Annotated in this window: 10 protein-coding genes and 1 tRNA gene; 2 read left to right on the top strand and 9 right to left on the bottom strand. The window is 63.7% G+C overall.

All coding sequences use genetic code 11. The annotated features are described in order from the left end of the window. Positions 1-11 precede the first annotated feature (11 nt). Complete coding sequence (locus ACO41U_RS01075; RefSeq protein ID WP_485941121.1) at positions 12-2732, top strand: DEAD/DEAH box helicase; 2721 nt, start codon at positions 12-14, stop codon at positions 2730-2732. 61 nt (positions 2733-2793) lie between these two features. Here ACO41U_RS01075 and ACO41U_RS01070 read toward each other — a convergent pair whose 3' ends face one another. Beyond that, positions 2794-3900 carry a slipin family protein gene (locus ACO41U_RS01070; RefSeq protein WP_485941120.1) on the bottom strand — a complete coding sequence of 369 codons (1107 nt, stop codon included), beginning with the start codon at positions 3898-3900 and terminating at the stop codon, positions 2794-2796. Between the two features lie 307 nt (positions 3901-4207). Further along, positions 4208-4270 (bottom strand) — tRNA-OTHER (locus ACO41U_RS01065). A gap of 256 nt (positions 4271-4526) precedes the next feature. On the opposite strand from ACO41U_RS01065, the gene ACO41U_RS01060 reads away from it, so the two are divergent. Beyond that, positions 4527-6839, top strand: a complete 2313-nt coding sequence (locus tag ACO41U_RS01060; protein ID WP_485941119.1) for a WYL domain-containing transcriptional factor — start codon at positions 4527-4529, stop codon at positions 6837-6839. Positions 6840-6932: 93 nt separating this feature from the next. Here ACO41U_RS01060 and ACO41U_RS01055 read toward each other — a convergent pair whose 3' ends face one another. From ACO41U_RS01055 to ACO41U_RS01025, 7 genes are all read right to left on the bottom strand, one after another. Continuing rightward, positions 6933-7301 (bottom strand): DUF1667 domain-containing protein, encoded by a 369-nt coding sequence (locus tag ACO41U_RS01055; protein ID WP_485941118.1) that lies wholly within the window; start codon positions 7299-7301, stop codon positions 6933-6935. A 42-nt stretch (positions 7302-7343) separates the two neighbouring features. After that, a complete protein-coding gene (locus tag ACO41U_RS01050; RefSeq protein ID WP_485941117.1) occupies positions 7344-8594 on the bottom strand; it encodes an NAD(P)/FAD-dependent oxidoreductase in 1251 nt (416 codons plus the stop codon). Continuing rightward, the gene (locus ACO41U_RS01045) at positions 8591-10084 is read right to left on the bottom strand and encodes an NAD(P)/FAD-dependent oxidoreductase (protein ID WP_485941116.1); all 1494 of its coding nucleotides are present in this window, start codon (positions 10082-10084) and stop codon (positions 8591-8593) included. The genes ACO41U_RS01050 and ACO41U_RS01045 overlap by 4 nt, the downstream gene beginning before the upstream one ends. 133 nt (positions 10085-10217) lie before the next feature. Further along, the gene (gene glpK, locus ACO41U_RS01040; RefSeq protein ID WP_485941115.1) at positions 10218-11750 is read right to left on the bottom strand and encodes a glycerol kinase GlpK; all 1533 of its coding nucleotides are present in this window, start codon (positions 11748-11750) and stop codon (positions 10218-10220) included. 112 nt (positions 11751-11862) lie between these two features. Then, positions 11863-12597 carry an MIP/aquaporin family protein gene (locus ACO41U_RS01035; RefSeq protein WP_485941114.1) on the bottom strand — a complete coding sequence of 245 codons (735 nt, stop codon included), beginning with the start codon at positions 12595-12597 and terminating at the stop codon, positions 11863-11865. A 403-nt stretch (positions 12598-13000) separates the two neighbouring features. Continuing rightward, complete coding sequence (glpK, locus tag ACO41U_RS01030) at positions 13001-14497, bottom strand: glycerol kinase GlpK (RefSeq protein ID WP_485941113.1); 1497 nt, start codon at positions 14495-14497, stop codon at positions 13001-13003. A 132-nt stretch (positions 14498-14629) separates the two neighbouring features. After that, on the bottom strand, positions 14630-15198 hold a 569-nt coding region (locus ACO41U_RS01025; protein WP_485941112.1), incomplete at its 5' end, for an amino acid permease.

Below are 15198 nucleotides of genomic sequence, written 5' to 3'. Positions count from 1 at the left end.
GGGCGCGAAAGATGGAGTTGAAATCGTATCAGCAGGATGTCCTCGCCGATCTGTCGCGTTTCCTTGACTTGTTGAACGAAACGCAGAACAGCAAGGAGGCCTACCGCAGATTGTGGGAGGAGCGGGGCGTACCTGTGGCCGATGGCGGAAAAAACGGCATGGCGGCTTACCGCATCGAGCTGGAGGGCGTGCCGGAAGTGTGCCTGAAGGTGCCCACTGGCGGCGGCAAAACCTTCATCGCTGCCAACGCGGTGCGCCGAGTCTTCAATTCCATGCCTGCCCGTCGCGTGCGGGCCGTAGCGTGGCTTGTGCCATCGGACGCTATCCTGACGCAGACGCATCAGGCGCTCTCCACCGCCAGCCACCCCTACCGCCAGCAGTTGAACCTGGACTTCAGCGGCCGCGTTGAGGTCTATACGAAACAGGAGCTTCTGAACGGCCAGAACTTCAATCCCGTGGCCGTGACGGAGCAGCTCTCCGTCTTCGTGCTGTCCTATGATTCCTTCCGGACAAAAAACAAGGAGGGCCGAAAGGCCTATCAGGAGAACGGGAACCTGGCTCCCTTCGCCAGATTTTACAGCGGGCAGGAGGCTGAAAGCGACGGTACATCGATGGAGGCGGACGCTACGGCACTGATACAGGTCATCCGCCGCATGAATCCAATGGTGATCGTGGACGAGAGCCATCACGCCCAAAGCGAGTTGAGCCGTGAAATGCTGGCGAACTTCAACCCCTGCTTCGTGCTGGAGCTGACAGCCACACCGAAGGAAAAGAGCAACGTGATCTCCTTCGTGGACGCCGTGCAACTGAAACGGGAGCACATGGTGAAGTTGCCGGTCATCGTCTATAACCGCCGAACTCAGGGCGACGTGTACGCCGACGCCATCAGCATCCGGGAGAAGCTGGAGCGGGCCGCCGCCTCGGAGAAGTCCGGGGCGTACATCCGCCCCATCGCCCTGTTTCAGGCCCAGCCGAAGAACAGCACGGATAGCGCGACATACCAGAAGATCAGGGACACGCTGGTGGACGCAGGCATCCCGGAGGCGCAGATCGCCATCAAGACTGCCGACTGGGACGAGCTGCGGGGCGTGGACCTGCTCTCGCAGAACTGCCCGGTGCGCTTTATCATTACGGTCAACGCGCTGAAGGAGGGCTGGGACTGCCCCTTTGCCTACGTGCTGGCCACGGTGGCAAACCGTTCCTCGCCGGTGGACGTGGAGCAGATACTGGGGCGCGTTCTGCGCCTTCCGCACGCGCGAAAAAACAAGAGCGAGGTGTTGAACCTCTCCTACGTCATCACGTCATCGGCTGATTTCTACGACACGCTGGAGCGCGTGGTGGCGGGGTTGAACAATGCGGGCTTCAGCAGCCGGGACTACCGTGCGGAGGACTCCGCGCCCGCCGCCGAGGCGGACACGCAACCTGCCGCCGTACAGCTCCACATCTCTCCCAAAGTGGATTCAGTAAACCCCTTGACCGCCCATGAGATTCGAGAGGCAAACGAAGATCAAGAGGTGGACGTTGCCGCGCTGAAAGCCAGGGTAGCGGAGGCGATGAAAGCGGACGAGGAGCACTCGTCGGAACCTGAAATATCCGACAAAACTCCCGGTCATGACCTCTTAGCCCAGGCGCTGGTGCAGAATGCGGAATACGAGGCGGAAATGGAGAAGGAAGAAAGCGGGGACGATAACCACGACGGCGGCCTGTCGCGCGTTCCGGTGGAGGTGCGTGAGAAGATGGAGTATTTTGCGATGCGGGAGGAGTATCGGGAAACAGCGCAGAAGCTGATCCTTCCGCAGTTCATGATCCAGAAGGAGATGCTCCTGCTCCCCCTGGACGCGGGGGACTACGCCAACTATGAGATCGTGGAGCCGGAGGACCTGACGACGGACTTCACCTTGAGAAATAAAGACACGATGATCGACTTCAGCACGATGAACGCCCAGATCGGCGGCGTGGACGTGGGGGCGAAGGGCGAGGCCCCCAGGGCGTGGAAGCTTTCCGAAGCGGACAGCCTCCAGTTCAAAAAGTGGTTCGGCTCCCAGCCCTCCGCCGTGCGGATGGCCACGTGTCGGCAGGAAATCTTTAAGCAGCTTTCGTTAAAGAACAACTGTATCAGCGACGGCGACCTGAGAAAGTATGTCGAGCGCGTCGTAGAAGACATGGACGCGGATCAGCTTGAAGACATGGAGCAATCGCCCTTCCCATACTTCAGAAAGATCCAGGAGAAGATTAACGCGCTGCTGACGGAACACCGAAGGAAGCGTTTTGAGCTTTTGCTGAACCAGGGAAAGATCATCTGTCGCCCCTCCTTCCGTCTGCGGGATGACATCTCTCCGGTCCGTCACACCGCGGCCATCGCAAAGTCCCTCTACGCCGCTGAGGAGGACATGAACGGCTACGAGCGGGACATGGTGATGGAGCTTTCCGGCATGGATAACCTGCTCTGGTGGCACAGGAACATCGCCAAGCGGGAGTTTCAGATCAACGGGCCTCTGCATGCCTACCCGGACTTCATCGCAATGACCCAAAGCGGCAAAGTTTTGATGATCGAGGCGAAGGGCGACCACCTGGACAACGCGGACTCACGGGAGAAGGCCTGGACCGGGGACAAATGGGCCAGCGCGGCGGGGGGAGATTACCGCTACTACATGGTGTTTCAGCAAAGACAACCGGGCTGGCCGGGAACGTATAATATGGAAAAATTCAAAGCCATCGCTCGCGGGTTGTAAGGAGGGAGACCCCGGTAGGGGGGACAATCTCCCTATCCCTGGCGTTACCTTAAAAATCCAGTTACCTGCCGTCGGGCTTCATTCCGCCGAGGGCGGTCATGGTCCTCAACTGCTCCAGGATCCCGGAGGCGTTGTCCAGCGAGATGGACCCCACCTTCTCGCAGATGCGTTCCAGGTACTCCAGCTCCTTCAGTTTGAAGAGCGTGGCGTTCTCCTCCATGAGCTTTGCGGTGTTCAGCAGGCTGCGGGTGGAGGCCACCTCCTCGCGTCGGGTGATGACGCTGGCCTGGGCCTTCTTCTCCGCGACCAGCACCGTGTTCATGATCTCCCGGATCTCGCCGGGCAGGACGACATCCCGAAGCCCCGCGGAGACGAACTCCACGATTCCGTCATGGGGCAGGGCCTCCAACACCATGGACCCCAGGTCGTTCCTGCGCTCCAGGAGCTCGTCGAACCTCAGGTGCCCCACCACCTCGCGCAGGGCCAGCTGAAGGGCCGCGTAGAGCTGGCGCTCCGGGGCCTCCTGTTCCCGATACAGGCGCACCGGGTCCAGGACGCGGTACGTGCAGACGAAATTGATACGAAGGGCCACCTTGTCCAGGGTCAAAATCTCCTGCCCCGCGACGTCCATCTGGCGGATGCGCAGGTCGCAGGGCGTCCAGTCGATGTCCCTGCCATTCCGCCAGAAGAAGTACCGTCCCGGCTCCAGCAGGCGCTCAAAGCGTCCGTCCACGTACAGCAGGGCGACCTCGTGGGCATCGACCTCCACCCGCTCACAGAGCGGGTTCGGGATGACCTCCTGGATTTGCGGAGGCAGGGTGACGGTCTCGTCCTCCGTATCCACCAGCTTGAAGTCGTGGCTCCGAAACACCTTCCAGTAGGTGTGCTCCCCCGGCTCCAGCACGCCCGTAAAGCGCCCGTCCGTGAAGTGCAGGGCCACGTGCCCGTCGGGGACCCGAACCGTCTCCACCTCCCGCGCGAAGTTCTCGTCCCGAAGGTAGACAGGCAGCGGGATGTCGGCGTTCAGGGGCTCGTCGTCCACGTCCAGCCGGCGGACTTCCTCTCCCAGAAAGCGGAACAGCCGGTGCCTGCCCGTTCCCAGCATCCTCACGAAACGACCGTTGCGAAAGAGAAACGCGCGCTCGTTCTCACCGACCGTGATCTTCATCTTTTCCTCCTTGAAATTCATTCCGGGACGCGCTTTTCGTCAATCGGCGCCCTTGAATAGTGATGGAATACGGCGTTGCCCCTCTGTCCCCGTGGGGCTCCGTTCCGTCCGGGACTCGCCGGGCCGGAGCCATCCCCATCGGGGAGGCCTGGGCCGCGGCAGGTCCGGGACGGGGCCTCGGACGCCTCAAGACGGCTTCAGGGGCGTCCGGCCCAAACTCCAGCCGAACCGGCAAGCGCCGTATCCCATCGTTCCGACTTCGTCGTTTTGTTCCTGCGCAACTCTACCATTGAGTTATCCGACCTCCCGGCCGGAGCGGGATTCGAACCCGCAACCTTGGCCCTGCGCTCTGCCTTTGAGCTATCCGGCCTCCCGACCGGAGCGGGATTCGAACCCGCAACCCCAGGATTTCCCCGCGACGGCTCAACGGAACGCCCAGGGGCAGTGCCCGGGGGCGCCGCCGGACTTTTTTGAGGTCCCCCGACGCGCTGAATACAGGATAACCGATCGGGTCAAAAAGTTCATTCAAAAAAACTTGCGAACTTAGGGTATGCGAGGGGACGCGGCATGGTATGCTGAAAGGAAGGACATAAAGGTCCCATTTCAGGACGAAAGGAGGGAAAGGGATGCGCTTTTCGGAGCTCGTCAAGAGCCTGGACCGGGCGCGCTGCTATCTTCGAGATTTCTACCTGTTCGGCTACCGGACCCGCGAGGAGTACGAGGCGGGGCGAAGCTACGACAACGAGCGTCGGCGCATCGAGAGCTGGCTCGGCGACTCGATGCGCCGCACCCCAGCGCCGGGCGGCCGCGCTGTCTCCCTCTGTCTGGACGCCGCGGACGAGCCACGCAACCCGCTCTACGCCCTGTGGGCGACCAAGAGCTTCACCCGAAACGACATTCTGCTCCACTTCCTGCTGCTGGACCTCCTGAGTGGCGGCGGCCCCCTCGCGGCGGACGAGGCGGCTGACGCCCTGGCGGAGCGTTGGGGCGAGGTCTTCGGGGCCGCGACGGTGCGCCTGAAGCTGAAGGAGTACGCGGAGCTGGGGCTTGTGGAGGAGGTCGATTCGGGACGCCGCCGGCGGTACCGCCTCGCATCCCAGTGCGCGGAGGACCTGGACGAGGACCTGCTGGAGGCCGTCGATTTCTTCACGGAGGCGGCTCCCTTCGGGCAGCTCGGCGCCCGCATCCAGGACGAGTTGGGGCGGGTCAACGCCCTCTTTCGCTTCAAGCACGACTTCCTGGTCCACACGCTGGACGACGCGGTCCTCCTCACCCTGCTCACGGCCGCGACCGAGGGCAGGGGGGTCGTCCTGAAGCTCCGCGGTCGCACCGTCTCAGGGACGCCGGTCAAGGCCCTGTTCGGACTTCAGAGCGGGCGGCGCTACGGCGTCCTGCATCGGGGCGAGCGTTTCACCCTGATCCGACTGGACCGCGTGGATTCGGCGCGGTTGGGGGAGCTGGACCCCGCTTTCGAGGCCAAGCGGCAGGCCTTCGACGCCCTCCTCCCCCGCCTGTGGGGAGCCAGCCTTCCCTACCCGCTTCGAGAGGAGCGGGTGCGCATGGTCCTGACCACGGAGGGACGGAGGGAGCGCTACGTGGCAGAGCGCCTGAAACGAGAGGGGCGCGGGGGGAGTGTGACGGAGCGGCCCGACGGGACGATCGTCTACGAGCGCAGGGCGTCGGACTCCATGGAGATGCTTCCCTTTCTGCGGACCTTCACGGGACGGATCCTGAGCCTAAGGGGTGACAACCGGCGGATGCTGCGGCGCTTCCACGACGACCTCCGCCGCATGGAGGCGCTCTACTCCCTCCCCGGCAGCGGGGCTGCCCTCTGCAGCCCGATGCCGAAGGAGGGGCCGGTGGTGAAGGCAGCAACGACTCGCAGCAGCCCGAAAGGGGATGCCACAAGCGACGACGGCACGCGATGCGGGGCAGCGGACGCGCTCTTTCACGAGGCCTTCGGGCGCTACTACGTCATCGCGGCCCGGCTGCTGGAGCGGGCCGACCGGGAGGGCCCCCTGACCCCGGAGGCAATCCGACGGGACGTCGCCCGGTGGGGGTTCGCCGAAACCTCCACCCTGCTTCTCCCTCCCCTGGCGGAGGGGGAATGGCCGCTCTTTCGACGGGGGACCGGCCGCTCCTTCATCCCCCGTCTTCGCTCCGTCCGCCGCCCGCTCTCCACGCTGGAGCGACGGTGGCTCGCCGCGCTGCTGGAGGACGAACGGATGGGGCTCTTCCTGGAACCGGAGGCCCTGCGCCGCGCGAGGGACCAGTTGGCTGGGGCAAAGCCGCTCTTCCAGGCCGCAGACCTCTGCGCCTTCGACCGCTCCCGCGACCCCGACCCCTTCCGGGACGAGGGGTACCGCAGCGTCTTTCGCACGGTCCTGACGGCCCTCCGGGAGGGGCGGCTCCTGTGGGCGCACTTCACGTCGGGACACGGGCGCGAGGTCCGCGGGAACTTCCTGCCCCGAAGGCTTCAATACTCCCTGAAGGACGACCGGTTTCGTCTCCTGGCCCGGCGCGCCGACCCGGGGCGGCCGGCCTGGGAAGAGACGATCAACCTGGCGCGCATCCGGTGCGCCGTCCTCGGCACGAGGTACGCCGCAGCCGAGGCCGCAGTCCGTCCTTCGGCGCGGACGGAGCCGGTCGTGCTGCTGCTGACGGAGGAACGGCAGGCCATGGAGCGGGCACTCCTGCACTTCGCCAGCTTCCCCTGCCGCCCCCAAACCGGGCCCGATGGGGCGCGCCTGCTCCACATCCTCTACAACGCCCAGGACGAGAAGGAGCTCCTGATCCGCGTCCTGGCGTTCGGCCCCCTCGTCCGGGTGCTGGGGCCGGAGCGCTTCGTCGAGATGGTGCGCCGGAGGGTCCGGGAGCAGGCGCGCCTCTTTGGCCATGCGGCCCCGCAGGGAGAGCCGGACGCAGAAGGCGTGGTTTAGCGCCCCGGTCCCGCCGGCGCTATCCTTTCAAACAGCTCAAACGGTTCAAACAGCCATCACGCGGGGCGCACTTCCCCTGGCTCGCGGACCGGCCTACAGGGCGGACAGGTCGCGGCTCGCGACGATGTCCACGTCCGTGCCGCAGGCGCCCTTCAGGATCGTCTGCCCGATTGCGATGGGCGCCGGGACCTCCAGCTCCCCCACGGCCCGCGCGATGTCCAGGAGCTTCCCCTTGGGCGCCGGGGTCCGGCTCCGCACGGGACAGACGGGCAGCCGGCCGCCCTTCACCCGCACCGTGGAGGCGAACACCCGGCAGGGGTTCTTCACCTCGGACTCGGCATAGGTCTTGCCCCGCGGGCAACTGTTGCCGCTCACGCTCACGATCGCGTCCCCGTCCAACGCCACGGTCAACCCACAGCCCAGAGGGCAGGAGACGCAGATAAATTTCTGTTCCTTCGTCATTTCAGCATCACCGCTCCCTTCCGATCCTGTCAACGCGCCGGCTCAGACCGGCTGGACGTCCACCACGATCTCTTCGGGGTTCGCCGCGCGGACCCGTTGCGCCTCAATGTGCGCCTCGCACATCTCTCCGGGCCGGGCGTAGCGCAGGCGCCGGGAGAACAGCCCCGGCTCCGCCGTCACCCGACACGCTCCCTCGATGGGGTGGGTGACGCGCATGTAGATCGTGACGTCCGTCTCCCCCGTCACGCACTGGGGCAGGAAGAGGCGGACGTTTTCGCCGCCGCGCACTGGAATGGCCCGCGTCGCGGACAGCTCGCCACGGGCGTAGCGCGCCGCGTTCTCCCCGGCCCTCAGCCCCTCGTCGCTTACGTTGTCCACGAGGTCGTAGACGATCGACACGTTGCCCGCCGCAAAGACGGAGGGGCGGCTGGTCTGCAGCAGGTCGTTCACCACGGGGCCGCCCGTGACGGGATGGATCGCGAGGCCCGCCATACGGGAGAGCTCGTTCTCCGGGATGAGCCCCACGGCCAGAAGGAGCGTGTCGCAGGGGACGAATCGTTCGGTGTCGGGGATGGGCGCGCGGCGTTCGTCCACCTTCGCCACCGTCACCCCCTCCAGGCGGTCGCGGCCGTGCACACGGGTCACCGTCGTCTCCAGGTGGAAGGGGATGTCGTAGTCGTCAAGACACTGCGCGATGTTGCGCCTCAGGCCGCCCGCCCAGGACATGACCTCGTAGACCCCCTCGACGGACGCGCCCTCCCACACCATGCGGCGGGCCATGATCAGGCCGATATCCCCCGACCCCAGGATGACCGCCCGCCTGCCCGGCATCCCCCCCTCCATGTTGACGAAGCGTTGCGCCGTTCCGGCGGTGTAGATCCCGGCGGGTCGGGTGCCCGGAACGCGGATGGCCCCCAGCGGGCGCTCGCGGCATCCCATGGCCAGCACCACCGCGCCCGCCGTCAGGCGCTCGATCCCGCGCTCCCGGTTCATCGTCCAGAGCCCTCCGTCCGGGTCCATCCGAAAGACCATCGTGTTGCTGAGGAACTCCACCCCCGCCTCCCGCGCCTGCTGCACGAAGCGGTGCATGTACTCCGGCCCCGTCAGCTCCTCCTTGAACGTGCGCAGCCCGAAGCCCGGGTGGATGCACTGCTGGAGGATGCCGCCAAGGTCCCAGTCCCGTTCGGCCACGACGACGCGCTCCGCGCCGGCTCGGCGCGCCCCGATCCCCGCCGCGACACCGGCCGGCCCCGCCCCCACGATCAGGACGTCGATCCTGTCCCTGCCGCTCATGACCGCGCCTCCTCTCCTCGCCTTTCGTCGAGAAGGAACTCCTTCGCCCCGCCCAGCAGGAGCTGGGACTTCCCGCCGTGCCGCGTGACCTCGGTGAGGGGGACTCGAAGCTCCCGCGCCAGTATCTCCGCCACCCGCGGGCAGCAGAAGCCGCCCTGGCAGCGGCCCGCCCCCGCGCGGGTCCATATCTTGACGGCCGCGACGGTCCGCGCGCCGCGCCGGATGGCCTCCAGCACCTGAGCCTCCGTCACCGTTTCGCAGCGGCAGACGATCTGCCCCCAGGCGGGGTCCTCCCGCGCCAGGCGCGCGCGCTCCTCCATCGGGAGCTCCGCAAACCGGGGGATACCGCGCCGCTCCGGAACGAAATGGGGGTTGGGCTCAAACGACGCTCGATCCCCCAGCTCCGCGCGGACCATCCCCGCCACGTGGACGGCGATGGCTGGGGCCGACGTCAAACCCGGCGACTTGATCCCCGCCACGTTCACGAAGCCGCGGGGCGCCTTCAGCGCCTCGATGACGAAGTCCCCCGTGTCCGTGTTGGCCCGGACGCCGGCGAAGGTGGTGATGTTCAGGTTCACGGGGAAGTTGGGCACGAGGCGCCGCGCCCCCTCCAGCACCTGGGCCAGTCCCTCCGGGGTCGTCGCGGTGTCGTCCCCGTCCTTCTGGACCGTGGCGGTGGGCCCCGCCAGCAGGTTGCCCTCGGCCGTTCGGGCCACGGTGACGCCCTTGCCCCGTTCCGACGGGCAGGCGAAGAGGAAGCTCGTGACGAAGTCCCCCGCCGTGCGGTCCAGCAGGAAGTACTCGCCGCGGGTCGGTGTGATGTGGAAGTCCGGCTCGCCCGCCCAGGAGGCGACTTCCTCGGAGTGGACCCCGGCGGCGTTGACCACGATCGGGGCGTACACGGGGCCGCGGTCCGTTTCAACGCCCCGCACCTCCCCCCGATCGTCCAGCATCAGGCCCGTAACCCGCGTTTCGAGCCGAAGGACGGCGCCGTTGATCTTCGCGCTCTCCATAAAGGCCACGACCGCCTCAAAGTTGTTGACGATGGCCGCCGTCGGCGACCACAGAGCCGCCTTGATGTCGGGCGAAACGTTGGGTTCGTTCCCGCGCAGCCTCTCCCCCGTCACGATCTCCAGTCCGGGGACCCCGTTCGCCCTGCCCTGCGCCAGGAGCTTCTCCAGGTGCGCCATGTCCTTGTCGTCGAAGGCGCAGACGTAGGAGCCGCACTCGTCCAGGTGGAAGTCCAGCTCGTCCTTCAGCGCGTGGTACATGCGGTTCCCCTCCGGGCAGAAGCGCGCCTTCAGGGTGTTCGGCAAATCGTCAAAGCCGCCGTGGATCATGGAGCTGTTGGCGCGGCTGGCCCCCGACGGCAGCTCCGCCGCCTTGTCCAGGACGACGACGCGCACCCTCCAGCGGGTGAGCTCGCGCGCCAGGCTCGCCCCTACGACGCCCCCGCCTATGATGGCGACGTCAAACTCTTCACGGGACATTGTGTTACCCCCTCCCCACATTGCCTGTGCTAAGAGAACGGGCAGCCCAGGGTTGAGCGGGCTGCCCGTTCGTTGACCTTCATTCGCCGCGCGGGAAGCGGCCGGCGGCGCGGGACAGTCGGAGAAAGCCGGCCTACTCCGTCCAGCCGCGGGACTTCTCCACGGCCTTCTTCCAGCCGGCGTACATCTTCTCGCGCTTCTCCGGCAGCGACAGCGAGGCGAACTTACGATCGACGGCCCAGTTGGCCCGGATCTCGTTCTCGTCCTTCCAGAAGCCCACGGCAAGGCCTGCGGCATAGGCGGCGCCGAGGGCCGTCGTCTCGTTCACGACGGGGCGCACCACTTCGACGCCCAAAATGTCCGCCTGCATCTGCATCAGGAGGTCGTTCTTCACGGCGCCCCCGTCCACCTTCAGGCTGGTGAGGTTGACGCCCGAATCCTTCTGCATGGCGTCGATGACGTCGCGGGTCTGGTAGCAGATGCTCTCAAGCGTCGCGCGGATGATGTGCGACTTCTGGACGTAGCGCGTGAGTCCCACGATGGCGCCCCGCGCGGTCATGTCCCAATGGGGCGCGAAGAGGCCGGAGAAGGCCGGGACGAAGTAGACGCCGCCCGAATCCTCCACCTTGGAGGCGAAGAACTCCGTGTCCGGTGCGGCATCGACGAGCCTCATGTTGTCGCGCAGCCACTGGACGGCCGCCCCGGCAATGGCGATGGACCCCTCAAGGGCGTAGACGCACTTGCCCTGCTCCCGGCTGTAGAACGCCGTGGTCAGGAGACCGTTCATGGACTGGATGGGCTTCTCTCCGATGTTCATCAGCATGAAGCAGCCCGTGCCATAGGTGTTCTTCGCCTCGCCCTTTTTGAGGCACGCCTGCCCGAAGAGCGCTGCCTGCTGGTCGCCCAGGTCCCCCGCCACGGGGATCTCTGCCCTGAAGGGCCCGTTCTTCGCCGTCATGCCGAACACGCCGCTCGACGGCATGATCTTCGGCAGCATGGCCTCCGGGACGTCCAGGAAGTCCAGCATGGCCTTGTCCCACTGGAGCGTTTCGATGTTCATCAGAAGGGTTCGGGAGGCGTTCGACACGTCCGTGACGTGCACGCCGCCATTGGGACCGCCCGTGAGGTTCCAGATCAGCCAGCAGTCCGTGTTGCCGAACAGCAGTTCGCCGCGCTCCGCGCGCTCCCGCGCGCCGGGCACGTTGTCCAGGATCCACTTGATCTTGGTCCCAGAGAAGTAGGGGTTGATCAGGAGCCCCGTGTGGTCCTTCACCTTGCCCTCGCCCGTGACGGTCTGCTCCCAGCCGGGCATCTTCTGCCACTGGGCACAGAAGTCCTGCGTCCTCACGCACTGCCACACGATGGCGTTATAGATGGGACGGCCCGTCGCCTTGTCCCACACGACCGTCGTTTCGCGCTGGTTGGTGATGCCGATGGCGGCGATCTCCTCCGGCGCGATGCCGCCACGCTCCAGCGCGTTGCGGATGACGTCCTGGGTGCGGGACCAGATTTCCATCGGATCGTGCTCGACCCAGCCCGGATGGGGGTAGATCTGCGCGTGCTCCATCTGATCCGAGCACACGGGCAGGCCCTTCTTGTTGAAGATCATGCATCGGGTGCTGGTCGTGCCCTGGTCGATCGCGGCCACGTACTTCTTCTCCGACATGACAAAACCTCCTTTACGCAAACGGACCGACCTCCCGCCCCGTTGAGCGCGGCAGCCGGCCTCCATGGACGAAAGGGGGCCGGAGGACAAAAGCCTCCGGCCCCGAAAAACGCTACATCAACCCAAAAGCGCGGCAGAAGAAGAACGCAACGGCGGCACCGGCCCAGGGGCCGATCGTGCCGACCCAGGCGTAGCCCCAATCGGAATCGCGCTTGCCGGCCATCGGGAGGACGAAGTGTGCCACGCGGGGACCAAAGTCGCGCGCGGGGTTCATGGAGTAGCCCGTGGGGCCGCCCAGCGCAGCGCCGAGGACGTAGATCAGGCCGCCCACCATGAAGGCGCCCATCCAGCCGCCCTGCCCACCGACGCCCTTCGAGAAGATGCACATGATGCCCGTCACCAGGAAGAACGTGGCGATGACCTCCGTCAGGAAGTTGCAGGGGTAATTCCTCTTGGCCGGCCCCGTGCAGAACACGGCGAGCTGTGCGTCCGGAGCCGTCCCCTCCCAGTGGTTCAGGTAGGCGAAGTAGACGATGACTGCCCCAAGGAAAGCGCCAAGGAACTGCGCGGCCATGATCATCAGGGCGTCGTTCGCCGCGTAGGTTCCGGCCATGAGCTTCGCCAGGGTGACGGCGGGGTTGATGTCCGCCTGGGGCGATCCCGTCGCCTGGGCGGCAAAGATGCCCATCACGACGGCCCACGCCCAGCCCCAGTTCACGTGGACCCAGCCTGCTCCCTCGCCCTTCGATCCCTTCAGCGCCGTCGCCGCGACGTCGCCGTCGCCGAACACGATAAGCACCAGCGTACCGAAAAACTCGCCAAAAACAGGACCCAACCAAGACTGCATCTCAATTTCCTCCTTATGATCTGCCGGTTCATGACGAACTCCGCCCAAAACTCGGGCTTCCCACAACACACAACAGCATAACGAAGAAAACACCTTCCAAGAGCAACGGCTTAAGTTTGAATCCACAGACAATTTTAGTGTAGGACACTTGGGGACTTCTGTCAATCGGCTTCGGCGTTTTACGTCAATAACATAAAGAAAAAGTCGCCATCGAGTCACTCTATGCTGAAGCGACGCTGCGGAGGCGTAGGGCGCAAGACAGAGGAGGCCTCACATGTTGATGGGCAGAGCCTTTATGTTGTTTAACCCCTCATCAAAGTTTGGGCCAAGGCCAAACCTGTTGCCCAGAATCTGATCGCTGCCGCCCAGCACGACGCTAACTGCCGCTAAGCCATATTTTGAATCATTCCTCCGCCCAGTTCCTGGCCCGCTCAACAGCTTTGTGCCATTTGTGCATAAGGGCCTGGCGCTGGTCCATGCTCATATTTGGCTCGTAGCTGCGCGCGAGTTTCCAGTTTGCCGATATCTCATCAAGCGACGTGAAATCACCGACGGCGAGAGCAGCAAGATATGCCGCACCAAGCGCCGTGGTTTCCGATATTTCTGGTATATCGATTGGAATACCAAGGATATCTGCCTGAAACTGCATGAGAAATTTATTGACCACACTGCCACCGTCAACGCGCAGGCGCTTGATGGGCATGTTTGCATCCTCGTTCATAGCATCGAGGATGTCCTTCACTTGATAGGCAGTGGCTTCGAGCGTTGCCCTCACGATATGTTCTCTGCTCGTTCCGCCAGTGACACCGATCATAACGCCTCTCGCATACGAATCCCAGTGTGGTGCCGCGAGTCCGAAGAAAGCAGGGACAAAGTACACCCCCCCGTTGTCCTTCGCCTCGAATGCCATGATCTCAGCCTCGGCTGCCGTCCCAATTATGCGCAGTTTGTCGCGCAGCCATTGGGTTGCGGCGCCGGTGACGTACACACCGCCGTCCAGCGCGTAACTTATCTTGCCCCCCAAGCGCCAGGCCACAGTTGGCAGTATGCCGTGAGAGGACTCCACGAGATTGCTCCCGGTATTCATCAGCATGAAGCACCCTGTGCCGTAGGTACACTTGGTCATGCCCGGTTCAAAACACGCCTGCCCGAACAGGGAACTCTGCTGATCGACGCACGCCCCGGCTATTGGAATGCGCGCGCCAAGGAACTCCAATGGGTCAGTGTAGCCGAAAATTGCGGAGCTGTCGCGTATCTCAGGCAGCATAGAACGCCTCACGCCGAACAGCTCCAGCAAGCCGTCATCCCATTGCCCCTTGTGGACGTCCATGAGCAATGTTCGGCTCGCCGTGCTTGCATCTGTGATGAACAGGCTGCCGTGTGTCATCTTCCAAAATATCCATCCGTCCAGCGTGCTGGCAAGGATGCGTCCTGCCGCAATTTTCTCTTTGACTCCTTCGACATTGTCGATAATCCATTTGATTTTTGTGGCGGAAAAATAGGAGTCGATCATCACGCCGGTGTGCTGTTTAACATATTCACCGTATTGCTCTTTGAGGGAGTCGCAATAACGTGCTGTGCGCCTGTCCTGCCACACGATCGCGTTGTAGACTGGAAGGCCGGTGAACTTGTCCCACAGGACGACGGTTTCGCCAGAGTTGTCAAGTCCGAGGCAGCTGATTTGTTCTGGAAGAATGCCAGCAGTCTCGCAGGCCACTGACGTCGAGTACAGAATGCTTTCCCAGATTTCCAGCGCGTCCTGCTCCACCCAACCGTCCTGGGGGTAATGTTGGGTCAGCTCTTTATATCCGCGTCCAACCTGCTTCCAGGTTTCGTCAAGCAGCAGCGCGGTCGTGCCGGTGGTCCCGTTGTCCAGACCCAGATAATATTTTTTTATCATGCTGATTCACCCCTTTGTCGCTCTGTGTACAAGGTGTTAAGACCAAGAGCCTGAGGCAAATGCCCCAGGCTCTGACGTTTTTGCCGTTTTTCGGTTGCCGGATTTTATGAAAGCAGACGATTACGAAAAATGTTACAGCACAAAGCCAACGGCAAACAAAAGGCATCCCACTGCCGCCGACGCGAAGGAAATAATCTTCCAGCGCCGGTACTGCCGGTCCAGCTGCATCTGTTCTTCATCCGTCGGCTTCCTCGTCTTCAGGGCCAGCAGTTCCACATCAACGGCCTCCTGAGGCGGCGTCTTCCTGGGCTTAATGATACCAAAATACAGGTAAATCACGCAGAGTATCGAGAGTCCTATGTTGTACCAGATGGCGTTCCAGTCGACGGCCAGAATGGAAAGCAGGACATAGGCGATAATACTCACCACAGCACCGAGTTTACCAGCCGGTACCTTATATGGACGCTCAAGGTCGGGTTCCTTTTTATACAGCATCAAATAAGAAAGATAGCCGATGATATAACAGAGCATCTGACTGAAGGCACACATGGCCGAAACGATGACAATGGAGTTGGTTAGTATAAAAGCTATTCCGACAACGCCCACGACGATGACTGAGACATACGGGCTTCTGTATTTGCGGTGCACCTTGGAAAATACCTCTGGGAAACAGCCGTCAAGCGCCATAATGTAGAGGTAGC

The organism is Fretibacterium sp., assembly GCF_057312375.1.
This window is presented reverse-complemented; position numbering and strand designations above follow the sequence as displayed.

What these genes read in the sequence shown, in the direction of transcription:
- ACO41U_RS01075 (WP_485941121.1), top strand. Translation starts at nt 12, where the DNA reads ATGGAGTTGAAATCGTATCAGCAGGATGTCCTCGCCGATCTGTCGCGT.
- ACO41U_RS01070 (WP_485941120.1), bottom strand. Translation starts at nt 3,900, where the DNA reads ATGAAGATCACGGTCGGTGAGAACGAGCGCGCGTTTCTCTTTCGCAAC.
- ACO41U_RS01060 (WP_485941119.1), top strand. Translation starts at nt 4,527, where the DNA reads ATGCGCTTTTCGGAGCTCGTCAAGAGCCTGGACCGGGCGCGCTGCTAT.
- ACO41U_RS01055 (WP_485941118.1), bottom strand. Translation starts at nt 7,301, where the DNA reads ATGACGAAGGAACAGAAATTTATCTGCGTCTCCTGCCCTCTGGGCTGT.
- ACO41U_RS01050 (WP_485941117.1), bottom strand. Translation starts at nt 8,594, where the DNA reads ATGAGCGGCAGGGACAGGATCGACGTCCTGATCGTGGGGGCGGGGCCG.
- ACO41U_RS01045 (WP_485941116.1), bottom strand. Translation starts at nt 10,084, where the DNA reads ATGTCCCGTGAAGAGTTTGACGTCGCCATCATAGGCGGGGGCGTCGTA.
- glpK (WP_485941115.1), bottom strand. Translation starts at nt 11,750, where the DNA reads ATGTCGGAGAAGAAGTACGTGGCCGCGATCGACCAGGGCACGACCAGC.
- ACO41U_RS01035 (WP_485941114.1), bottom strand. Translation starts at nt 12,597, where the DNA reads ATGCAGTCTTGGTTGGGTCCTGTTTTTGGCGAGTTTTTCGGTACGCTG.
- glpK (WP_485941113.1), bottom strand. Translation starts at nt 14,497, where the DNA reads ATGATAAAAAAATATTATCTGGGTCTGGACAACGGGACCACCGGCACG.